Here is a 23,931-nt window from a genome sequence, read left to right on the forward strand (position 1 = left end):
TGTTTTCACTACTCCCCTGGCAGATTATCCTTAAACAGCTCTCTTACAGGTTAAAATTATTCGGCTTGAAGGTTCACTTCCATTTAAAGAATTAAGCTCTTTCAGTTCTAGGCTGCCTCCCATAGTTTCTAAAAGAGTTTTTGACATGAGTAATTTCATGTTGGCGGATAAACTAATCTCTTGTAAAAGTGCGCGAATTTCAGCTAAGTCATGAGTTTGAAAATCTGGCTCAGGGGGACTAGATTCTTGCCAGAGAGTAGCAGGACATTCAAAATCGATTTCAATCTTAACGCTCTCTATGGTTACTTCTGTAGTAGATACTTTAATCACTCCCCTTTTCATTAAGGTAATTCCGCTATCAATAAGGTTGAATATTAGCTGAATTAAACGAGAGCGATCGGCAAAAACGCAAATTTGTGGATTGGGATTAACCAGCTCTACTTTTAAATTGCGGTTTGCTGCTTGAAGATGAGTAAGACGATTTATTTCGGTAAATATCTCGGCAAGCTCAAGAGACTCTAGATAAAGACTATTACTGCCATATTCTGTTTTAGAAACAGCAACAATCTCGTCGATTAATTTCATCAATTTGAGAGCTGAATGATAGGCTTGAGCAATAAATTCTTTTTGTTCTTCAGGACTTTCACAAAGATCTGACAAAATCAACTGGTGCAATCCAATCATGCTGCTAAGAGGCGATCGCAATTCATGGGAAGTTCTCGCTAAAAACCCTGCCTTAAACTGGCTCATCTGCGCTGCCATTTGATAAGCAAGTTGTGCTTGTTTGAGTTCTTCCTTTAGCTCGTCAATTTCGTTCATAATTTCAGCAGATAAATTTCAAAACAAAGCTGGCTAGAGATAGTTATTCACTACCTTGATTGTAGCTACTGATGTATAGCTTTGATGATTCGCACTTAGCGTAACACAGCATTTGTTCAACTAAGCCACTTTATTAACAGAATGACTTGTTTTGCCACGACATCATGACATTTTAACGTCACATAACTTCTCTCTAAATTAAGCTTTGGTTATGAGTCCTAGTTAGATTAGAGTAGGTAGATTATTTTCTTTGATCCAATTTTACTTTTTAAACTGTTGTTAAAATTAATTCAACACTTTTTGATCGGCTTTTACCAAATTTGTAACGTTTTATCATTAGTTGTAAAGCTTCTGGCAACTTAATCTTTACTTTTTGTTATGGCGATCGAGTAGATGATCGATACTTTCAATTCCTAGAGGAGTCGGCATAGCAGTACCAGAATTATTGGTAGGCACAAATAACATGGTTGATTTACCTTCCATGCACATTTCGTATAGCATATTCATAGAACGTAACTGTAAGGATACAGGATTTTTAGCATATTTTTCGGCAGCTTTAGCGATCGCATCAACTGTTAATTCTTCTGCTTCTGCTAATTTTACTCTTGCTCTTTTTTCCCTTTCTGCTGCTGCTTCACGAGAGATAGCTTCTTCTAATTCTTTAGCCACAATGACATCTTTAATTTCGACTCCCACAATTAAGATTCCCCACTGACAAACAAATTCTGCGATATGTTCCATGACAATATCGCCTATTTTATCTCTTTGAGACAATAGTTCATCGAGACTCGATTTACCTACCATATCTCTGATTGAAGAGCGCACAGCTAGTTGAGTAGCTTGATGGTAGTTATCAACATTGAGGATTGCTATTTTAGCATCCAGAACTTTATAAAATAAGATGGCATCGACTTCTACAGGGATATTATCTTTAGTTAATCCTTGTTGTAGCGGTACTGTATAGGTAATTGTTCTTTTGTCTACCTTTTGTGATGTTTGAATCATCGGTAAACAAAGATAAACTCCAGGTTTAGCTATTTTTGATAAACGTCCCAAAGTAAAAATTAAACTTTCTTCCCATTGGTTACAAATTTTGATCGAGGAAATAATAAAAATTAATATTATGCCGATTATAGGTAACAGCACGATCGTCTCCTGATTTTAGTGATGCAACTATTATGACTTTAATTTACTTTTGCGGACAACGAAATATTAAACTAGGTTAACTTAAGCATCAAAGCAATAAATAGTAATTATTCAAGCCAATATATAGATCTTTGAAAAGGATAAGTCGGGAGAGTTATTTTTTTTCCTCCGCTATTTGTAGCTAATGTCTGCCAGTTTATTTTTACGCCGAAAATATACAGTTGAGCCAGTCCATTAATTAATATTTGCCAACTATTTAATTGCTGTTTAATTGAAGAATAAATGATTTTTTGTTTACTTGTTTGCTGATTATTGACGTTATTGAGAATCTGCTGCTCGCCAATTTCCCAATAAATATCTGTAAGCTCATCAGTAACAATAGAATTATCAATGATCGATTCAATTAACTCTTTTAATTCTTGATTTACTGGTTTAAATCTTAAAGCAAGTTTTACGTCTTGATTCAGATTAATCTTGCCTTGCCATAACTCCGACGTAATTTCTTGAGCAAGATATTGAGCTAATTTGGTTTGCAAGTCGCTTACAGAAGTCACACTCATTGCTAGTCGATGATTAAAATGCGATCGCCCTAAATTTACTGTATAGCAAATATCTTCAATTAAAAGATCTGGATGCGAGTCTAAATGATCGAGATAATTTTTAGCCAATTGATTCAACGTCTTGCTGTTCTTCGCAGACAGAGTAAACAGATAGAAATTTCGCTTATTTTGTTCCTGTGTTCCCTCTTCCTCAAGGGAAATATTCGCTTCTTGGACAACAAGATGAGCATTCGTACCACTAAAACCAAATGAACTTATTCCAGCAATGCGGGGTTGTGTTGTTTGATGCCAGGCGATCGCTTTTTGTGGTAATTTAAACGGTAATTTTTGCCAGTCTAAGTTACTATTAGGCTGTTTAAGATGTAAATTGGCAGGAATTAATTTATTTTCTAATACCAGTACAGTTTTAATCAGGCTTACTATCCCTGCTGCTGATTCCAAATGACCAACATTGGTTTTAACCGCACCTAAAATTAATTCCTCATTATCTTTAAATACCTGACTTAGAGCCTCAAGCTCGATCGCATCACCCAAAGCTGTACCCGTACCATGAGTTTCTAGATAACTAACCTGACTTGCTGCAACTTTGCTATTAACTAAAGCCTGCTGGATTACTGCTTGTTGAGACAAACTACTGGGGGTAGTAATGCTGCTAGTACGTCCATCCTGATTAGTTGCCGAACCTAACAAGATAGCTCTAATATTATCTCGATCGGCGATCGCATCACTCAATCGTTTTAAAACTACGATCCCACAACCTTCAGATCTGACAAAACCATTCGCACTCTCATCAAAAGTCTTACACCTGCCATCAGGAGACAGCATTTTAGCTTGAGCAAAATTAAGACTAATCTTCGGCGAAATCAGACGGTTCACCCCTCCTGCCAATGCCATATTACATTCGCGATCGCGTAAACTTTTAATAGCTAAATGTACTGCCACTAAAGATGATGAGCAAGCGGTATCCAGAGAAATACTAGAGCCTGTAAAATTAAAAAAGTGGGATATTCTGCCTGATGCCAAACTATGAGTATTCCCCGTAGTCAGATAAGCATCAATTTCTGCGTTGTTTCTGCTTAACAGTTGATGCCAATAGTCCACCGCAGCAATCCCAATAAACACACCTGTCTGACTACCCTGAACTCGATCGGCGGAAATAGCAGCATTTTCTAAAGCTGACCAACTCACCTCTAGCAATAATCTTTGTTGCGGATCGATGCTAACTGCTTCTTTTGGTGCAATCCGAAAAAAGCTGGGGTCAAACTCTTTTAAATGAGGCACAAACCCACCATAGGTAGTATAAATCTTTTCAAGAGTACTTGTTCCAAGATCGCCATCTTGAGGATTCCAGCGATCGTCAGGAACACTTGTAATAGCATCCTTCCCCTCCTTCAATAACTGCCAAAATTCCTCTGGATTGTTAGCACCAGGAAAACGACAATCCATTCCCACTATAGCGATCGGCTCATGTTTAGCATTTTCCAAAGCCTCTAACTTGCTCTGCATTTGTCTCAAGGCGAGTAATGCTTTTTTAGTGGGAGATAATTCCATACTTTGAGGAATAAAGCTTTGCCCATTCCAGTTAAAATTGCCAGTAAAATTGTAACAGCGATAAGCTTCAATTACGGCTACGGGAGGCATGAAAAATGATTGCACCACAAACTAAACCCATAAGTTTTGAGGAATTTATGGAATGGTATCCAGATGACGGCAAACGCTATGAATTAATTGAAGGTGTAGTTGTTGAGATGTTACCCACTGGTTCTCATGAGGATATTGCTGGTTTTCTAGCCGCTGAATTAAACCTGGAAATTCGTAAGCAAAATCTACCCTATTCCATTCCCAAAAACTGTCTACTTAAGCCTCTGGCAGCTCGTTCTGGATATTTACCTGATGTGGCAGTAATTAACCGAGAATATATTCAAGATGAGCTTCTGTGGCAAAAATCATCAGTAATTCAAAACGGTCAAGCTGTTCCTCTGATAATTGAGGTGGTAAATACTAACTGGCGAGATGATTATGGACATAAATTTGTTGAATACGAAGCGATGGGAATTGCTGAATATTGGATTGTAGATTATCGAGCTTTAGGTGCAGTGCGCTACATTGGTAAACCCAAGCAACCAACTATTACTATTTGCAAGTTAGTTGAAGGAGAATATCAGCTGGAAAAATTTATTAAAGGCGAAATTTTGCAATCCAATATTTTTCCCAAACTTGAATTAAGAACCGATGATATTTTCCAAGTATCAAATTTATGATAAATCAGTACTAATCTAAGAATTGCTATAAAATAATTTAAAATGGAAGTTCTTTTTCTTCGTATTCTAGAATTTCTCCAGGATACATTAACTTATGAGATATAAATTATGGTAAAAATACTTGACTCCTTAACTCAAAAGTTAAATTTTTAAGCTTCCTTCAACTTCACTTTCAATATCCCAATTCATACCATCTGCTACAGTGAGAACAGATAAATAATCTTCAGAAAATTTTAGACGTTCAGGATTGTAATATTCCAAAGCACGTTCTATTTCGCTATGATCATTATTCATTCTTAACAAATAATATAGTTTTGAATTTTGAGAAATATTAATTTGGATCAGTTTATAGTTTTTCCAGCAATCTAGCTCGGTTACTGATAATTCATGACAAATTCTTACATAGCCTAAACCTTCAACTAAAGCCTCTCTTAATGAGCGACATTTTTCTGTTAGTAACCATTTTGCTTGCCATTGCTGAGGATGAAGTTTACCCAATTCTATTGACAGAGTTTTATAGTGGTGTGAATATAAACCAGTTTTGTCCGCAAACTGAATTGCTGGTTTGCCTTCTGCATGGAGATAGTTTAGAGAATCCAATGAAATATCAATCGGGCGATCGCAAATAATACATGCTTGATCTCGAAGAAAGATATAATTGCCGAGTCCAAGTAATGACTTATATGTGTCCCAGTTCTGATGTTCATCATTTAAAACTAAATTAAATTCAGTGATCAAATAGTCCAGCACGCAGACAGAATTAGCAATAGTTGTTATTGAGTTAATGCGTTTATCAAGTGTATGTCCTAAATATTCCCAAATTTTTTCCTGGGATGGTTCATCGAGCTGTTCCCAAATATGCCTCCTAACTTGTCCATCTACACTACTCCAGCCAAATATTCTAAGTTTTAAAAATAATCCCTGACTGTGAAGATTTTTTATATTTTCAAAATCTATTTGAGAGTACATTTGCTCTTCAAATTTGTTTTTCCATCGATTAAAACCACGTACGCGGTGTTTACCAAATGTTTCATTTGACTGCTGAACAGTTTGACCAAGAATAAAGTCACAGCAAGCGTAAGGACTATCAAAAAAGAGTATGACAGGGGGTTTGTACCCAAGCATCTCGTAAGTTGAATTAACTATTTTTTCAGCTTGTTGGCGATTAATTTTTTCAGTAGAAAATGCAATTTTTTTCCATTTTTCTACATAGGAAGGAATTAAGTTAATTTGTTCAAGAGTTAACTGTTCAAATTTTGGAGACATAGCTCTAAATCCAGAAGTGTTGATTGTTAAGAAAAAAGGTAATAAACTGACTGATTGATTCAACATCTTTGCTACGCTACGAAACTTAAGAACATTCTTCCTTTTGGAGCTATTTTGTTATGGAGAACTCAAATTGAATTACAAATTGAAAGAAACTTAGAAGCATATAAATTGCCAAAAAACAATCCAAAATATCCAAATAGATTACGTTCTTGATGGTCAACAAAGAATAACTTTTTATGTTAAATTATTTAGCAATAATTCTACCAATTCTTGAGTTGTAACTAGAGTTTCTGTGTCTTGGGAATATAAATCATAGGTGCGATAACCTTGAGCCAGAATATTATCCCAGGCTTGTTGTAAACTCTTGACTGCATCATATTCTCCCCATTGCTCTAGCATCATCATCGCGCTAGCTAGAGTACCTAAAGGGTTAGCCTGGTTTTTGCCAGCAAGATCGGGTGCAGTACCGTGGATTGGCTCATAAAGACCAAATCCTGCCTCATTAAGGCTAGCAGAGCCTAATAAACCCACCGAACCGACTAAAGCACCACCAAGATCGCTCAGGATATCCCCAAATAAATTACCCGCCAAAATTACATCAAAGTGCCGAGGGTTAATTACTAACTGCATTGCCAAATTATCCACTAACATTGGCTCAACAGTAACATCAGGATATGCTTGAGCGACTTCTAGGGTTAACTTTGTCCAGGGTAAATGAGGTAAAGCATTTTCTTTATGAGCTACCGTCACTAAACCTCGTCGTTTCGCGGCTCGATCTAGAGCAACTTGAGCAATCCGTTTAATTTGCCAATCATAATACTGCATCGTGTGATAGCCATAGCCACCTTGTTCATCTTCTCCTCTACCTGATGCACCAAAATAAATCCCGCTAACTAATTCTCTAACAAATAAAATATCTACTCCAGATAAATAATTACTTTTTAAACTAGAATTATTAATTAAGCTGGGAAATGTTTTGACTGGGCGGAAATTCACAAAGAAATCAAACTTTTTCCTAAGTTCCAATAACCCACCTTGACTGACTGCACCAAATAGAATACCGTCGGCTTTACTACATATTTGCGCTGTTACTTCGGGGAAGTATGAGCCGTACTGCTCAAAGGCTGTCTGTCCAATCTCGCCATAATTTACTTGTAATTTGAAATCATGGTCGATCGCTACCTGGCGCAAAATAGTCAGTGTCGCCTGCACTACCTCTAAGCCGATGCCTTCCCCTGGTAAAACTGCAACAGAATATTGATTCGTCATGATAGTGGCTACTACGTTTATTCAAAAATAGTCTATTAGTTACTTAAATCAAATTTAGAGCAGCCTGATGTAGGATATCAAAGAAAGCGATCGCAAAATAATTAACAATAAATATGCCAACTGTAAAACAGCATTACGCAAATGTCTTAGCAGATGTTTATGCTTGGATGTTGGGCGGGTTCGATTTTGCCCTAAACAAACATACTGAATTTTTTCGACTCAATAACATTAGCCCACAAGCATCTGGGATAGCTATAGATTTGGGTGCTGGTTGTGGATTCCAGTCAATTCCTTTAGCGAACCTAGGGTTTTCCGTTACGGCTATTGATTTAGACCAAAAATTACTTAATGAATTAAAAGCAAATGCCAGCAACTTAAATATTACGACTATCCAAGACGATCTGATTAATTTTGAGCAGTACGTTGATAATCAAGCAGAATTAATTGTTTGTATGACTGATACTCTATTGCATTTAGAGTCTAAGAGGATGTCTGAGAACTCAATTCTGTTATGCTTAGACCCTATCAGATCCCCCCTAGCCCCCCTTAACAAGGGGGATTTAGGGGGATCTACCCACTGGAAACGTAGCAATTAGACTTTTCAAATATCCTCTAACAATGTTCCTGTTCGTCATTACTCTTTTTGACAAGTCAAAGTAGATGCTCCAGAATTATCAATCGATAGAGGAACAAAGGAACTACTATTGTCACAGTTTACTAAACGTACTAAGGTAGGGTAAAAGTCCAGGCGATCGCCATTTTCAGCGGATTAGTACCTTGCGGGAAAATTATGACCAGCAGCGCGATCGATGATCTCGGCAAAGCGATCGCTCTTTTTTGCTTGATTGTGCCAAACTATATATATGTATCACTCTCAATCAAACTTAAGTGTATTAACTAAGGGATTCCATCATAATTCAGGTTAAGTATAGTAAATTAAGTATAGTAACAACGTACATTCACGCTAGGAGTGATAGAGAAAATTGTTTGTTCTCAATGGTTATGAATATTTCTTGGGTTTCTTACTCATATGTAGCGCAGTCCCAGCCCTAGCTCTGACTGCCTCCAAATTATTAAGACCTGGTGACGGTGGCCCCGAACGGCAGACAACCTATGAATCTGGTATGGAACCTGTGGGTGGCGCTTGGATTCAATTTAACATTCGCTATTATATGTTTGCGCTGGTATTCGTGGTTTTCGACGTAGAAACAGTCTTTTTATATCCTTGGGCAGTGGCTTTCAGCCGTTTAGGATTACTAGCATTTGTAGAAGCCTTGATTTTTATTGCCATTTTGGTAATTGCTTTAGTATATGCGTGGAGAAAAGGAGCTTTGGAGTGGTCATGAATTCCCCAACATTTGAACAACAACAGCAAGAAAAAATACTTAATCCCAGTCATCCAACTCAGGTAACTCAGGATTTATCAGAAAACGTTATTTTAACTACGGTAGACGACATTTATAACTGGGCAAGGTTGTCTAGCCTCTGGCCGATGCTTTATGGTACTGCCTGTTGCTTTATTGAATTTGCTGCTTTGATTGGCTCTCGATTTGATTTTGATCGCTATGGCTTAGTACCTCGTTCTAGCCCTCGTCAGTCCGATCTAATTATTACCGCTGGGACAATTACCATGAAGATGGCTCCTGCTCTGGTGCGTCTTTATGAAGAGATGCCTGAGCCAAAATATGTAATTGCTATGGGCGCTTGCACCATTACTGGAGGAATGTTTAGTAGTGACTCGACAACTGCGGTTCGAGGTGTAGACAAGCTAATACCCGTGGATGTATATATTCCTGGTTGCCCTCCTCGCCCAGAAGCCATTTTTGATGCCATTATTAAGCTACGCAAAAAGATTTCTAATCAATCGATTCAAGAGCGAGCTTCAACTATCGAACAAACTCATCGCTTCTATAGTACAAGACATAACATGAAAGCGGTTGAGCCAATTCTTAACGGTACATACCTGAACTCGGCAACTCGCCAAGCGCCACCTAAAGAGCTGGCTGAAGCGATGGGTATGCCTTTACCAGCAATAGAATCAGCAGAGAAAGAGGTGGAACGTGGCTGAAGATCGAGAACGACAAAATCCTGAAGAGAAGGAAACAGCAGCAGACACAGCATCAGAAATAGTGGCTGCGGGCAAAACATCAAGCTGGTTGAGCGAAAACGGTTTTGATAATGAAGCTTTAGCGCCTGATGTCTCTAATGTTGAGCTGATCAAGATAGATGCTGACTTGTTATTACCCATCGCTACTGCTTTGTATGCTTATGGTTATAACTATCTCCAATGTCAAGGAGCCTACGATTTGGGTGCAGGCAAAGAGTTAGTCAGCTTTTATCATTTAATTAAAGTGGCTGATGATGTTGAGCAAGCCGAAGAAGTCCGTCTAAAAGTTTTTCTACCGCGAGATAATCCTCGTGTTTCTTCAGTGTACTGGATCTGGAAAGCAGCAGACTGGCAAGAACGAGAAAGCTATGACATGTTTGGCATTATTTACGAAGGACATCCTAACCTCAAGCGGATTTTAATGAATGAAGATTGGATTGGTTATCCTTTACGTAAAGATTATGTTTCTCCTGATTTTTATGAATTACAGGATGCTTACTAAGTTTTCTAAATTTGTTTATTTGTTTTAGATTAGTGTAGAGATTTATCAGTAGATCTCTACTTTTTTTTGGTTGAAATAGTAGATTTGAAGCTAATAGCTTTTAAACAATAAAAACTAAAATACTTTAGCTTGAAAAAACTAACAACTGATACCAATTCTCAAAAGCAAAAGGAGACTTGGTAGACTTGGTAGGTTGAGTTAAACGATAGTGCAACCCAACAAAAGTTATAGATGTTGGGTTTTGTGCCTCAAACGCCACTTGCTATATCCGAGGACACCTCGGCGACACGAAGTTAGTCCTAAAGGATAGGCTTCGCAAATGGTATACCGCTACGCGACGCGAAGGACGCGAGCTTGCGAGCTAATCCTTTAGAGCTAGTGCTAAAGCATACCGCTTCGCATATCCTTTAGGGCAACGCAGTGGCTCCCCAACCTACTAGCCCGTCCACATTAATTTGTTGGGTAAAAATGTTGCGCCTCAATGTAGACAAACATTTTAAGATTTTATTAACCCAGCATTTTAGTCTAGACGCTCTACTACACATTTCAAAGCTCATCTATCTAACTAGTTTCGAGAAATGGTATAAAGCATCAAAAAAATTTAGGTATCTTACAGACAGGCAAAAAGTTGAACAAGTCAGAAGTTGATTAAATTTTTAATCTAAATATCCCATTAAACTGGCAGTTTCGTCTGATTCATTGGAAGCAACAGGGCGATTACCCATCACAATATAAGACTCGCTTACTTGAAGAGTGCTAGCAGCAATGGGGCGATTTCCAGAGATGGCTAAAGAACTAATAAATTTTACTGTTCCTTTGGAAACTGGACGATCAGATCCGACAGAGGAGTAAGTATGAACTATTTCGATGCTACTGGGTTCGATTGGACGATTCTGAGGCAGTAGAGTTCTAGGTTGTGTTGACAAAGCTAAAACTTGTTCTCCTGCTTCTTTAGCAGTAGTCTTGGTAGCAGTGGAAGTAGCAGTGGGGGTAGATTTTTCAACAGTAGCCTTAGCTGGAGTAGTTTTACTAGTACTTGTAGTTGCTTTGGCTTGAGTGCCGTTGGGTTTATTGTCTTCAGCCATGAGAATTTTCTCCTGAACTTAAATTTGATAAAGTTTTTAGTTATTGATTATTCTTAATTTATTTTTAATAACTACACTCATTCTTGCATTCTCTGGGTTGGGCGACAAGAGTTTAATTAATTAAAATAAGTTCTAACTGTCTTTACTAATCCTTATCAAGATAGATCTCAGTCAAGTTCTAGGGCTTTAGAGCCACCTTCTTTTAGCTGTTTTAGAACATCATTAATCTGATCCCAAACTAGTCCGCTAGTAAATAGCGTCAACAATAGAGCAACTCCATAGGCAGGAATAAAACCAAAACCGAGAACTAGTAATCCACCGCCTAGAAAAACCCAAACTCCCAAACAAATGCCCGAAAAAGTAATGGCGATCGCTGGATCTTGAGTGGGGTCTATTTTAAAGGAAGTTTGCTGTTTACTATCTTGATATGATTTTTTCAGCTTCTGTTCTAAAAGATTCTGAAACGCTGCACCAGAGGTAATTGCAATAAAAACACCGATGATGGCGACAAAAAATGGTGGTTGAGGTAAATAATACATCTAAATGATTGATTTGAATACACGAGTCAGTGCTTTACTACTCTATCTTGAAGCGGTAGCAGAGGGAATAATTGCCATGACACTTTCAGCAGAAATTTGGCGAAAAGTATTAAAAGCAAAGTCTAATATTTTCTGAGGTTTAATATCATCTTGAATTAAACTCCACAGTCTCTGTACCTCGTCGGTATGAAGGCGATCGCCTTCTGTTAAAGCCATTAGCAATTGTTGACGTAAATATCTTCCTTCTTCTGAAAGTAGATATTGTAAGCCTAAACGAGCTGTAGGTAGAATATCAAAGCTATCGTCTGAACTGGCGATTTCAATCATGTTTTCCAATCTTTGCCATTGGAATTTGCCATCTTTAATCAAAACATCTAATAAGCGTCTTCTCAGTTGCGGGGATTCTCCTGTCAGTAACCTTTGAGATACATAGGGATAGGATACTTCGACGATTTTAAAGTTAGGGTTAAGACTCAACGCTAATCCTTCTTGAGTAACCAGAGAACGAATAATTAGTGCAAACTTGGCAGGAAGACGAAAAGGATATTCATACATTAATTCGGAAAATTCATCCGTAATCGTTTTGAAGTTAAAGTCCCCCACGCTTTCGCCGATCGCATTACCCAAAACAGCTTCTAAAGCAGGAATAATTGGCTTAATATCAGTATCGGGAGTTAAAAAGCCTAAATTGACAAAATCTTGTGCTAACCCTTCATAGTCACGGTTGATCAACTGCACCACCGCAGAAGCGATCGTTTCCTTCATCGACTCAGAAAGCTGATCCATCATGCCAAAGTCAATGTATGCCATTCGTCCATCAAGGGTAGCAAAGAGATTCCCTGGATGAGGATCGGCATGAAAAAAGCCATATTCCAACAGCTGACGTAAGCCTGAAGTTACACCGATTCTGACCAAATTATCTGCATCTAATCCCGCAGCTTCTAACTTCTCTAGATCGGTTAGCTTGATGCCGTCAATCCATTCGAGGGTTAGAACATAGTTATTGCAGTATTGATGGTAGATCGCGGGAACTTTAACTTCAGGATCTCCCGCAAAATTGGCAGCAAATTGTTCGGCATTTTGAGCTTCATTGAGATAATCAATCTCTTCAAATAGCTTCAAACCAAATTCATCGACGATTAGAGCCAGATCGTGTCCTAAATTGAGGGGTAACCAAGGCTCGATCCAACCAGCCAAAAGCCTCATTAGATAAAGATCGAGACTTAATTGAGGACGTAAATTAGGACGTTGAACTTTTACGGCGACGGTTTCTCCACTATGTAAGACCGCTTTATATACTTGCCCCAAACTAGCAGCAGCGATGGGATCGGGGGAAAATTCGCGATAAACTTCGCTAATAGAGCGCTCTAAACCCAATTCGATAATATCAAAAGCAATCTGATTGGGAAATGGCGGTAGCTGATCCTGTAGCTTGGTCAACTCATCCAAAAAGTCTTTGCGAATCAGGTCTGGTCGCGTAGATAGTGCCTGTCCTACCTTGATATATGCAGGGCCAAGCGCCGTAATAACTTTGCGTAGTTCTCTAGCTCTTTTTGGCTGATTAATAAATTCTCGATTGGTTATTCTATCCCAATAAAGATGTAGGGCAAAATTGCCAAACAGCCAGACAACGGCGATCGCCCGCCAGATTACCTGCCAGGGTCGAAAACGATAATAAGATGCGATTGCCTCTGCATCGTAACTTAAGGATTGACCAGGTTCTAGCTGAGAATAATTCATTGTTGCTTGCTGAACGCCGAAGCGTGCAGATAAATCCGTTTCGCTCTTAAACTTAACTGTATTACCAACTTGTTAACTTACTCATAACTACCCACTATTTTTTTGGTAGCTAATGATTATATTAGTATACAAAACTACATTTTGCTTAATTTTACGGTAATAATTTAGCTTAAAAAGCAACCGCTACCGCCAGCATTTCTTCTGGAGTGAGATGAGAATGAACAATTTGACCATCTTTAAACCAAATAATTCGGTTAGTTAGTTTAGCCACCTCTGGTTCATGAGTAACCATAACCACGGTGATTCCGCCATCATGTAACTCACCAAAAATATCTAACACTTCTCTAGTGGTGTGAGAATCTAATGCTCCAGTCGGCTCATCTGCCAATAATAACAAGGGTTCATTCACAATTGCTCTAGCGATCGCGACTCGTTGCTGCTGTCCCCCTGATAGTTGATTGGGACGATTATTCATTCTATTAGCCAAACCTACTCTAGTTAAAGCTTCTGTTGCGCGATCGCGCCTTTCCTTAGAGGCTATTCCCGCATAAACCATGGGCAACATCACGTTTTCTAATGCACTAACTTGAGGTAGTAAATGAAATTGTTGAAACACAAAGCCAATTTTGCGATTGCGAATTTCGGCTAGCTGTTCATCTGCTAATCCAGCAACACTGATGTTGTCTAGGTAATATTTACCTGCGGTAGGTCGATCTAAACAGCCAATAATATTCATGACAGTAGATTTACCTGAACCTGATGCACCCATAATCGAACAATATTCTCCCTGGTGGATGATTAGATCGACTTTATCTAAAGCATGAACTGCTGTATTACCAATCCCGTAGACTTTTTCTATCTCTTCTAAACGAATAATTATCGGCTTAGATGGCTTAGATTGAGGCGTTTGAGCGGATAAATTCATAGGATTAAAAAGTGTCTAAATATCTGTAGTTTAGACTAACAAGAATAACCAGAGGAAAGAGGAAATAAGAAATAGGAAATAGGAAGTAGAAAGTAGGAAATTTTGTAAGGCGGAAGTAGTGTTTCAAAGATGTCCGAATGTTTTTACGTAGTAGGTCGTCAAATTTGTTTTGAGTAATGAGTTTTTAATTTACTACCTAAGTAGGTAGGCAAAATAATTGATCAAACCCCTACCCTTAGAGCTATTTGTCCTAAAGGATTCCTAAAGGATTAGCTCCTTCGTCCTAAAGGATACCGCTCCGCATATCGCGTCACCGCTCCGCATATTACTCGTTACTCATTACTTGTTACTCCCTAACCTCATTTCCAATTTAATTACACCCACTACCCACTACCCACTACCTAATCTCAACCCATCAATTCAAACTTGACGATCTAGTAGGTCTATAACTGCTTCTGTTTGAAGGGGGTGATTAATCTTTCCTCAGAGGCAAGGCAATTTTATTAAAGCAGAGTAGGATCTTAGTCTATTAATTTTTTATTATGCTTAAAAGTGGTAGTTAGTCCAAGCCACTCAGGAAATTGAGATTATGACTAAATCTATTAACACTCCCCCAAATCCTGAACCTGAGAAACCAAAGGTTTGGCAGCGTTTGTTGAACAAGCTTAAGTCTTCTCCGAAAACGGTTGTCGCGGGAGTTACGGCGATCGCAGCTGTAGGTAGTTTGGGCTACTGGGGAACACAAGTATTAGCCAAAAAGAAATTAGCGCCGTTTCTGGAGAATCAAATCGGCAAGATTATTGAGCGTCCCCTTGATTTGGGAGAGTTAAAAGGTTTTTCTCTCAACGGTGTTGAGTTTGGTCAGACGGTTATTCCGCCGACAGCTACCGATCCAGATAAGGTGACGGTGGAAGGGGTAAAAGTTGGGTTTAATCTTATCCCTGTCTTATTTCGTCGTACTCTACCTCTAGAGGTGGCTTTAATTCAACCTGATATTTATCTCGAACAAGAGCAGGATGGAGAATGGATTAACTTAGATTTTCTCAAGAAAGATACTGAAAAAAAAGAGCCGTTGGTTTACTTTGATGTAGATTTGGATGTCGAACAAGCCAATATTACTGCTGTACCTTACCAGCAGGAGCCGCTTAAAGGGAAGTTAGACGGTAGTGGAAGATATAATCAGAAACAAGCTTTGGCAGAATATGATCTCGACGCAACTATTGAACAGGCTAAAGCAACAATTCAGGGGGAAACTAAGCTAGAAACTGGCAGCACCAATACCAGACTGCTGGTGGAGAATCTGATTTTAGCGGATGCAGCGACATTTTTACCAATTCCCGTAGAAATTAATAGTGGTACGCTCAACGCCGATTTAGATATTAATATTCCTTCCTTAGACGAAATTACCGCAGCTAATGTTAAAGGAAAAGTTAATCTGCAAAACCTGTCGGGATCGGCTACGGATTTAGACGCTCCTATTTCGGCAGAATCTCAGCTAAATTTCAGTGGTCGTAATGCCCAAATCAACCAAACTCGGGCAACTTTAGGCGATATTACCGCCCAGGTAGATGGACAGGTTAATTTAGATAATGGCTACGATTTAGATGTTGATGTACTGCCGTTTCAACTAGCTAGTCTACCCAATAAACTCACTGAGGGTTTACCTGTGGATGTTGCAGGAATAATCGAAGCACAGGTTCAACTACGAGGAGCAATTAAAGATCCCAAACTAACGGGCAAGATTAACAATACTCAGACGGTAATTATAGGTCAAACGACTTTAAAGAAAATTAAGGCTGATTTTCGTGGTGATTTAGAGCAAGTCGTCTTAGATGATGTGCAGATTATCCCTGTGGCAGGGGGAAAGGTAATGGCAGCAGGAAAAATCGAGACTAATCTACGACAGGCTTTAGAAAGTAAGCAGCCAATCGATTCAACTAAGATGCCACTAGCCTTGAGCTTTACCGCCGATTTACCCACACAACAGCTGGTTAATCCTTACTATCAATTACCCCAAAATGTGGCGATTGGTAATCTTCAAGCTGAAGGACAGATTGACGGCACTTTAAATAATCCTCAAGGCATGGTCAATTGGAATATTGCCGACTCTAGCGCGAGAAACCTAGAAGATGTTGCAGGCTCAGGAGAATTGGTTATTGCCAATCAGAATATACAGCTGCAAGACACTGAAATTACCTACGGAGAGGGTAAGGTAGACGTAACGGCAGATGCTAATTTAAATAATAAAAAATGGCAAGCAAGCCTAGACGCAAATTCTCTCAACCTCAGACCCTTTGCCGCTCAGTTTAGTAATCCTAATTTAAACCTAGATCGACCTCTGGCGGTAGATACGGCTCAGGCTAAGTTTAACGGCAGCTTAGATCGCCTAGGCTTAGAGCAAATTGCGGGGAGTGTGGATCTCAATCTAGATGTTAATGGTGGAGATGTTGTAGTTGATAGTCAGCTTAATGGGGGCAATATTCAAGCCCAAACTACTACCAACAATATTAAGCTAGATTCTTTCATTCCCAGTCTACCTGTTGCCACATCTTTGACAGGGGGAACAATTAATACTTCAGGCACAATCAAGCAGCTACTAGCATTTAAAGATAATCCTAACTTAAATAGTCTCCAAGCTGATGCCGATTTAGATCTATTGCTAGATGGTGAAGCCGTTGCGGTCAACAGCCAATTAAACTCAGGTAAGATTCAAGCAACAGCCAATACCAGCCAGATTAATCTTAATCGCTTTGCCTCTAATTTACCTATCCCCGCAAATATTAGGTCGAGTCAGCTAACGGCTTCTGGGGAATTACGACAGTTATTAACCTTGGCTGATGATTCTAGTCTCAGCACTTTTGTTGCCCGTGTAGATGCTGATTTAGATGTGGCTGAAGGAACGGTAAAAGCGATCGCCAATCTGAATAATAACCAGTGGCAGGCGAATGTTGATGCCAATGATCTTAGCTCCCAACTCTTGTTAGATCGATTTGCTCCCCCTAATCTGGCTGGGCTACAGGTAGATAATATTAATGCACAAGGTAATCTGGCGGGAGATATTCGCCCTTTAATCAACCAAGCTGCGAGGATTCCTGTGGCGGTTAATCAACTTACGGTGGATTCGGGAGTGCAAAACCTTCAGGCTCAGGGCAATATTACCTTAGCGAACATTGCCAGTAAGTTAGATGCTGATAGTAATCTTAATGTGATCGCTAACCTCGACTTCGATCGCCTACCCATCGATCAGCTGGTGGCAGCAACTAGCCAAAATAACGAGCTAATTAAAGAGAGTGTTAATTTCAAGGGGAAAGCTGCTTTTAACGGTCAATTTAACGGTCAACAATTACTTTCAGCGCCAACGGAAAACGTCAGTCTGACAGGAGATCTCAATCTCCAGAATTTTGCCTTCAACGATATTGTTTTTGACTCGATCATGACAGGGAGGCTTAATGTACAACCGCAGCAAGCAATTGCCCTCAATCTTCAAGGAGAACAGGATATCATCGCCGCTAGAGCCGTTCCCTGTACCAGGAGGGACTGTAAACTTCCCTATCTACCTACCAATTTAGAAATACGTCAGGGAGAAAATACCGAGCAACCTGTAATAGCTGTTGGCACGCGCCAGGGCGATCGCTTTGCTTTAGATATTGATAATTTTCCTCTAGCATTACTCAATGTTGCTCCAGGTAAAGCAGCAGGTATTGAAGGCCCGATCAGCGGTACAACTACAGGAGAAATAGATCTTAATCTCTATACTCTGGCAACCACAGGAAATATTCAAGTGGCTCAACCAGGGTTGGGCTATATTCAAGCCGATCAGCTTAACGCCGACTTTAACTATGACCCCGCTAATAGTCTTGCCGAAGTTAGCAGCGCTTCTTTGAAACTAGATCGGAGTCAATATGATTTCAATGCTGCTTTAAATTTAGCTACTGGCGCGATTGACGGTAGATTAAACATTCCCCAGGCATATATCCAAGATGCTCTGACTACCCTAAACTGGTTCACTGTCGAAGACGTAATTAGCCTATTGCAGACCCCCATCTATGCCGATCCCTCGGTGATTAGACCTGCACCAGAAAAAGATACAGTCGATCAGTCGATCGCCCGCAAGCTCAATCAGTTACGTCGGGTTAATCGCCAAATCCAAGCAAATGCAGCTATTCGGCAAGCAGGAAGTATTCCCACCAAGTTAGATATTAAGGGTAAATATGCAGGAGAAATAATTCTGGGGGGGACAATTCAAGTCCCTGAAGCTGATTTTCGAGTTGAGGGTAATAATTGGCAATGGCAACCTCGACAAGCTTACCCCGATCTTGTTAGTCCTCTGGGCTTAGTTATCGAAGAGTCACAGTATATTGCTTTACCCAAACTGTTAATTGATGGGGAGCTGCAAGGGACAACAGTAGATTTAGCCGAAGCCAGAATTGAGGTGCAAGAAGCAATCTTATCCCTCAAAGGTAAGTTATCTGCCCAACAAACTGATGCGAAGTTCGCCGTGGCTAATTTAACCGTGGACGACATCGACAGTTTCGTCGAGATTCCCGTAGATCTAGCAGGAGAAATCAATAGTGTCGGGACAATTAAAGGAACGCTAGAACAGCCACGACTAGAAGGTAAAGTAGCTTTCTCCAATGGAGCGTTTAACGGCAACCTCTTGCCCGCTAAAGTAGCAGGAAACTTTAATTATGACGGTAGCAAGCTGGGCTTTAAAACCACTGCCCCAGATGAGATTCAGGTCGAGGCTAATCTTCCCTATCCAATTATCCCTGGTAAAAGCGATCGCTTTACGGCAAAAGCCAATATCGAATCAGAAGCCTTTGTTTTTCTAGATGCTTTTAGTCAAAACTATCTTAACTGGGTAGGGGGTGAAGGAGATGCTCAACTTGAGGCGAGTGCGCGTTTGGATTTGAACCGAGCAGAAAAAATTTATGACTTGTCCGCTCAAGGAGTAGTAAATCTCGATGATGCCAACGTGATCGTCCAAACTCCCTTCTTTACTGAGCCATTTCAAGGTACAGGCAAAATTACCATCAACAACCAGATAGTTAATGTTGAGACTCTCGATGCTACCTTCGCTAATAAAGATTTATCAGCAACAGGTAAATTTCCCATTCTCACCCCAGTACGAGGTTTAAAAAATCCTTTAACAATTAATTTACCCAAAGGAGATATTGAGATCGATAAACTTTATCAAGGCGGAGTTGAAGGACAAGTAATAGTTACAGGGGTATCCCTTAAGCCAGTCATTAGCGGTGAAGTTACTTTAGCTGATGGAAAAGTATCTATTCCTCAAACGAAAACTCCAACGGCGGGAGATGCAGTCCAAGTTGGTAAATCTCAGGCAATTAATGCGGTGTCTAGAGTTAAAACCCGCAATAATTCCCGTACAGCACAGTCACAAACTACTGCTCCAAAGTCTGTGATCACAGCGTTAAACAATCTTAAAGTCAATCTTAAAGACTTTAAGCTACAGCAAACTCCCCTCTATGATTTTCAGCTAAAAGGTGGTTTAACTCTCAACGGCACAGCAGATGAACCCAACAATATTATTCCCCAGGGCAAATTAACACTGACCAAGGCAGATGTAGATTTATTTAGCAATACCTTTAAACTGGCTCGTAATCGGGATAATACAATTGTTTTTAGTCCCAAAGCAGGTGTTTTTAATCCCGAGCTTGATGTCGTTTTAAGGACTTCCGTCGAAGATGTCCAAGGTGATGCAAGCAGCTTACGTTTGGCAGACTCTAACGCCAACGAAATTAACGATCCTCTAACTCAAGGCAATGACAGTCAGACTGTTCGCATTAGTTTGACCGTTGATGGGGAAGCACAAGAAATTTTGCCTAATTTGGGTCAAACAGCTCGTTCTAATTGCGATATCCGCCCTAGCAATCAGCCTTTTGTCAAAAATCAAGCATCTTACAATCAAGCCGAATTAAACCGCTTCACTCAATGTTTTGGCGATAATTTTTCCCTTAACACCCAGAATAATCCTGGCGATGTCGGTTCACAGCGTAGTTTAATCAATTCCCCAGCGGTAGCACTAACTAGTACGCCTTCTCTTAATCAGGGAGAAATTGTCAACCTTTTAAGCAATCAGTTTGTCGGTTTTGCTAGAGACATTAGTAGTGCTAGCCAATCAGAACTATTTGATTTAGGGGTACAAAGGTTTGTGGTTAATCCTCTTTTAGATAGCGTTCTCTATCGAGTAGAAGACACAACAGTTGGTTGGGGTAAGAAAATTAATTTAGACTATCTAACCATCTACCCCGCTCTTGAAGGCACTTACCAAATCAATCAAGATTCTTCAATCCGCTTTATCTATAGCCACAACTTATTCACTAAATTAATTGAAACGATTAATAGTACTGGAGACGAGGAAACCAGTAGCAGTAATGAAATCAAACTTGAATACCAGAGAAATTTTTAACTCTAATCGTCTAGCATAGTTCGTGGAACATTAAACTTGTAGCAGAATGCAGCTCAAAATTACAGCTTTTCCGCGTATTATTGCCAGATATCTCATGATTGGCGTGATTTTTTTCACCATCGTCGGTGTGGTCATTCAAATCGGCAAATATGTATTTAACTATCAAGATGAATGGCTAAATCTGTTTAATGTCGATCGCGAATTAAACTTTCCTACTTGGTATTCCGCCTTGATGATTGCCTTTTGCGCAGTATTACTCAAAATTATTGCTACGGGTAAAAAACAACAGGGCGATCGCTATACTAAAGACTGGCAATTATTATCCCTGATCTTTTGGTTTCTGGCGATCGATGAAATAGTTAGTATCCACGAAATCTTGATTATTCCTGAAGTCAGTCAAGCGCTTAATTTACCTTGGTTTCTCCATTCAGCTTGGGTCATCCCTGGCATGATTTTTGTCGCCTGGTTTGCCCGACGCTATAGCAAATTTGTCCGCCATTTACCCGCCAAATCTCGACTGCACTTTATTTTTGCTGCCTGTATTTATGTTGGGGGGGCATTAATTATGGAAATGATTGGGAGCTATTTTGCTGAATCTCTTAGTCAACAGAACATCATCTATGCCCTAACTACTTCGGTTGAAGAATGCCTAGAAATGACTGGCATTGTCATTTTGATCTATTCCTTACTTTACTATCTAGGTCAATGGGCGCATCAACTCGATCTTCAGATCGATATTTTGGGGTAGTAGGTAGTGGTTATATCAAGTCCGCTTAATTACTTTTAATAAAATCTTTGCGTCTTAGTCGGTAGTGCGAGGCACACCCCACGCTACTTAAATGAACACAATATCTTAGCCTAGACGCTTTAGTAGGTTGGGGAGCCACTGCGTTGCCCTAAAGGACTGATTACTAATAGGTGAGCATCAACATTTGAAATAAACAAGTAACATTTGCTAGTTTACTCACCTTAATACCTCTACTACCTATATGCGAAGCGGTATCTCCAACTATACGACTTGTCCTAAAGGATACTGCTCCGCATATGCCGCTTAGTTCGGTAGACAAGTCCTTTAGGACTACCCACTACCCACTACCTACTACCTATTTCCCAAATGCTCCTCGATCTTTTGCACTAGCTCATCGGCATCAACGGTTTTACGTAAAAAGTCGGATGAGCCTACCATTCTTGCTCTCAGGCGATCGACCACTCCTGAACTGCTAGTCAAAAAGATAATTGGCGTTTGGGTAAATTCTGGATATCGGCGTAATTGAGCGCATAAATCGTATCCGCTAACTTTTGGCATCACAACATCCAAGAAAATTAAATCTGGTTGACAACTCATCAGAACTTGAGCTGCATCCTGCGGATCGTTAACTGCCAGAAAGCGATAGCCAGCCATACTAACAATTTGCTCCATCAGATGAGAAACCATTGGGCTGTCATCAACACAAGCAATTAAAGGACGATCTTGATGCTCATAATCCTTGCTTTGAAGATTAACTATCTCTAGCAAGTCGGGAATATCAACTAAACCAAAAATTCCTGACTGAATATAGGGTAAGAGAGAACAAATTACCTGTAAGGGTGAAGTTCGTAACTGGACAGATAGATCTCTGAGGGTTCGATTGCCATTAAGTAGTTTACAGAGGCTTTGATAAGCAGAAATTGAAGTTTTTTCTTGAAGCTGTTGAGGTTGTAGGATGACAGGAGCCATGTTGGGCAGGCGATCTACTACTTGAGCTTCTTGCCAAAGCGACCAAACCTGCTCTATTTGAGTGATTACACTCTCAGGTTCAATTAATTCTAAAGTTGCCGCTAAAACATTGTCTTGATTGAGACGACAGATAACTTGTCTTGCTTGAGTTAGATCAAAAATAATTTCACTAATTACAAAAGCGATCGTATTTTTAGCCTGCTGAGGGGTGATAACCTGCTCTTGTACCCAGCGGGATAATTGCTCATATTCCCAGATATTGTCCTTTAAGTCTGCTCTTTGCTGCGTCAGTTCTTCTTGTAGATGAGAAAGCTGCAAAGGAATTTGTGGCAAATTTAAAATTAGATTCCGCTGCCAACGACGAATCGGATGAATACCTCCCGTAGCATAGACAAAATCTCCCTGATAGAGATAAACATGCCATTCATCTCCTTTAACTGGATCGCTAAAGGTTAACCGCCCGCTCAGACGCGCTTTTTGTAAGGAAGTAAACAGTTTAATCTGCTTGGGAGCAGTGAATTCTCGAATGATTAAATTGTCGGAAGTATTTTTGGGACTCATGTGCTTATGCCCCTTCGCTGAAGAAGATTAACTATTTGGCTATTGGCGCTAGGAAATTGATATTGATTGATTTGGGCAGGTTCTACCCAGTGAATTTCTTCGCACTCCAGGGTTTGTGGTTGACCACTTAAGTATTGGCAGTCATGAACATATAAAGTTACGTCAAAGGTTTTATAGGTATGAGTAATTGTAATCAAGCGATCGCCTACTGCAATCTCAATCGCTAATTCTTCTCGGACTTCACGCTGAATGCATTCTTCGATCGTCTCTCCTGGCTCAATTTTGCCCCCAGGAAATTCCCATAGTCCACCCATCTCTCCTGATTGTTTTCGACGATCTATCAGGATTTTTCCCTGCTGATTGTTGATTACAGCTACTCCAATCTGTTTGTGTGTCAGAGGAAGTGAGTTTAATGACATAAAATGTTTGATATTTTTGTCTGGATTATAAGCTAATTTAAAATTGTAGAAGTTATAAATAGTACAAAGCAACCTTTAACTTAGTCAAGGTTGCTAATATTACATATATATTTACATATGTTCTTTTAAATTGATATTGAGATTTTTAACTATTGAGCTGAGTTTTCATTAGTGATTGTTCAAAGCCCATTCTTTGCTCGGCATTGCGTAAAAAATAACCACTGAGCATAGCAGATGCTAATAATTGCCCTAAATTCTGCCGATTGGTGCTGATTTCTACCTGAAAATCTGACTGGGGCATATTGCCTAACAAACCAGTAATGTTGTGTTCGATAATCTCAAATACCTCTTGAGATTCAGGCTGGGAGAGATGAGTGATTGTTTCTGGACTTAGAGATTGAACATAATACCATAGTGAGTTTTCATTTTCGCTACGCTTGAAAGCACTCTGAGAAATATCTTTATTGCTCACTTTGAGCCTCCTGATTAGGATTAATAGAACTACGACTGATATGCCCTATTAAAACACCCTGCTATTAATCTAAGGTTACGTAGAACCGAACTCCCAACAGCGAGTTT

General features: G+C 39.6%; 19 protein-coding genes. 7 read left to right on the forward strand and 12 right to left on the reverse strand.

From position 1 onward, the window contains the following. Positions 1 to 30: 30 nt before the first annotated feature. The 3 genes from KME09_05180 to KME09_05190 all read right to left on the reverse strand — a co-directional run bounded on the left by KME09_05180 (position 31) and on the right by KME09_05190 (position 4,076). A complete protein-coding gene (locus KME09_05180) occupies positions 31 to 819 on the reverse strand; it encodes a HAMP domain-containing histidine kinase (protein MBW4533310.1) in 789 nt (262 codons plus the stop codon). Positions 820 to 1,185: 366 nt separating this feature from the next. Continuing rightward, complete coding sequence (locus KME09_05185) at positions 1,186 to 1,968, reverse strand: hypothetical protein (GenBank protein MBW4533311.1); 783 nt, start codon at positions 1,966 to 1,968, stop codon at positions 1,186 to 1,188. A 104-nt stretch (positions 1,969 to 2,072) separates the two neighbouring features. Beyond that, complete coding sequence (locus KME09_05190) at positions 2,073 to 4,076, reverse strand: polyketide synthase (GenBank protein MBW4533312.1); 2,004 nt, start codon at positions 4,074 to 4,076, stop codon at positions 2,073 to 2,075. Between the two features lie 95 nt (positions 4,077 to 4,171). On the opposite strand from KME09_05190, the gene KME09_05195 reads away from it, so the two are divergent. Beyond that, on the forward strand, positions 4,172 to 4,786 hold the full coding sequence (locus tag KME09_05195; protein MBW4533313.1) for a Uma2 family endonuclease: 615 nt from the start codon (positions 4,172 to 4,174) through the stop codon (positions 4,784 to 4,786). Positions 4,787 to 4,927: 141 nt separating this feature from the next. Here KME09_05195 and KME09_05200 read toward each other — a convergent pair whose 3' ends face one another. Continuing rightward, positions 4,928 to 6,118 (reverse strand): hypothetical protein, encoded by a 1,191-nt coding sequence (locus tag KME09_05200; GenBank protein ID MBW4533314.1) that lies wholly within the window; start codon positions 6,116 to 6,118, stop codon positions 4,928 to 4,930. A gap of 171 nt (positions 6,119 to 6,289) precedes the next feature. After that, complete coding sequence (locus KME09_05205; protein ID MBW4533315.1) at positions 6,290 to 7,324, reverse strand: 3-isopropylmalate dehydrogenase; 1,035 nt, start codon at positions 7,322 to 7,324, stop codon at positions 6,290 to 6,292. A 113-nt stretch (positions 7,325 to 7,437) separates the two neighbouring features. Between KME09_05205 and KME09_05210 the strand changes: the two genes are divergently transcribed. From KME09_05210 to KME09_05225, 4 genes are all read left to right on the forward strand, one after another. Further along, a complete protein-coding gene (locus KME09_05210; protein MBW4533316.1) occupies positions 7,438 to 7,920 on the forward strand; it encodes a class I SAM-dependent methyltransferase in 483 nt (160 codons plus the stop codon). A gap of 387 nt (positions 7,921 to 8,307) precedes the next feature. Beyond that, a complete protein-coding gene (gene ndhC, locus KME09_05215) occupies positions 8,308 to 8,670 on the forward strand; it encodes a photosynthetic/respiratory NAD(P)H-quinone oxidoreductase subunit C (protein MBW4533317.1) in 363 nt (120 codons plus the stop codon). Continuing rightward, positions 8,667 to 9,392, forward strand: a complete 726-nt coding sequence (gene nuoB, locus KME09_05220; protein MBW4533318.1) for an NADH-quinone oxidoreductase subunit NuoB — start codon at positions 8,667 to 8,669, stop codon at positions 9,390 to 9,392. Before ndhC ends, nuoB begins: the two co-directional genes overlap by 4 nt. Further along, positions 9,385 to 9,933 carry an NAD(P)H-quinone oxidoreductase subunit J gene (locus KME09_05225; GenBank protein MBW4533319.1) on the forward strand — a complete coding sequence of 183 codons (549 nt, stop codon included), beginning with the start codon at positions 9,385 to 9,387 and terminating at the stop codon, positions 9,931 to 9,933. The genes nuoB and KME09_05225 overlap by 8 nt, the downstream gene beginning before the upstream one ends. A 656-nt stretch (positions 9,934 to 10,589) precedes the next feature. Here the strand turns inward: KME09_05225 and KME09_05230 are convergent. From KME09_05230 to KME09_05245, 4 genes are all read right to left on the reverse strand, one after another. Continuing rightward, positions 10,590 to 11,018, reverse strand: coding sequence for a hypothetical protein (locus tag KME09_05230; GenBank protein MBW4533320.1), 429 nt, complete (start codon positions 11,016 to 11,018; stop codon positions 10,590 to 10,592). A 167-nt stretch (positions 11,019 to 11,185) separates the two neighbouring features. Further along, positions 11,186 to 11,557, reverse strand: a complete 372-nt coding sequence (locus tag KME09_05235; protein ID MBW4533321.1) for a hypothetical protein — start codon at positions 11,555 to 11,557, stop codon at positions 11,186 to 11,188. Positions 11,558 to 11,599: 42 nt separating this feature from the next. After that, a complete protein-coding gene (locus KME09_05240) occupies positions 11,600 to 13,297 on the reverse strand; it encodes an AarF/ABC1/UbiB kinase family protein (protein ID MBW4533322.1) in 1,698 nt (565 codons plus the stop codon). Between the two features lie 169 nt (positions 13,298 to 13,466). Beyond that, positions 13,467 to 14,174 (reverse strand): ABC transporter ATP-binding protein, encoded by a 708-nt coding sequence (locus KME09_05245; GenBank protein MBW4533323.1) that lies wholly within the window; start codon positions 14,172 to 14,174, stop codon positions 13,467 to 13,469. A 649-nt stretch (positions 14,175 to 14,823) separates the two neighbouring features. Here KME09_05245 and KME09_05250 point away from each other — a divergent pair. Next, complete coding sequence (locus KME09_05250) at positions 14,824 to 20,655, forward strand: translocation/assembly module TamB domain-containing protein (protein MBW4533324.1); 5,832 nt, start codon at positions 14,824 to 14,826, stop codon at positions 20,653 to 20,655. 46 nt (positions 20,656 to 20,701) lie between these two features. Next, positions 20,702 to 21,403, forward strand: a complete 702-nt coding sequence (locus KME09_05255; GenBank protein ID MBW4533325.1) for a hypothetical protein — start codon at positions 20,702 to 20,704, stop codon at positions 21,401 to 21,403. Positions 21,404 to 21,754: 351 nt separating this feature from the next. On the opposite strand, the gene KME09_05260 is transcribed toward KME09_05255, so the two are convergent. The 3 genes from KME09_05260 to KME09_05270 form a co-directional block, all read right to left on the reverse strand. Continuing rightward, a complete protein-coding gene (locus KME09_05260) occupies positions 21,755 to 22,933 on the reverse strand; it encodes a response regulator (GenBank protein MBW4533326.1) in 1,179 nt (392 codons plus the stop codon). Next, positions 22,930 to 23,352 carry an 8-oxo-dGTP diphosphatase MutT gene (gene mutT / locus KME09_05265; GenBank protein MBW4533327.1) on the reverse strand — a complete coding sequence of 141 codons (423 nt, stop codon included), beginning with the start codon at positions 23,350 to 23,352 and terminating at the stop codon, positions 22,930 to 22,932. The genes KME09_05260 and mutT overlap by 4 nt, the downstream gene beginning before the upstream one ends. A gap of 145 nt (positions 23,353 to 23,497) precedes the next feature. Next, a complete protein-coding gene (locus tag KME09_05270; protein MBW4533328.1) occupies positions 23,498 to 23,824 on the reverse strand; it encodes a DUF760 domain-containing protein in 327 nt (108 codons plus the stop codon). Positions 23,825 to 23,931: the final 107 nt, after the last annotated feature.

It is taken from the genome of Pleurocapsa minor HA4230-MV1 (assembly GCA_019359095.1).
Classification (GTDB): domain Bacteria; phylum Cyanobacteriota; class Cyanobacteriia; order Cyanobacteriales; family Xenococcaceae; genus Waterburya; species Waterburya minor.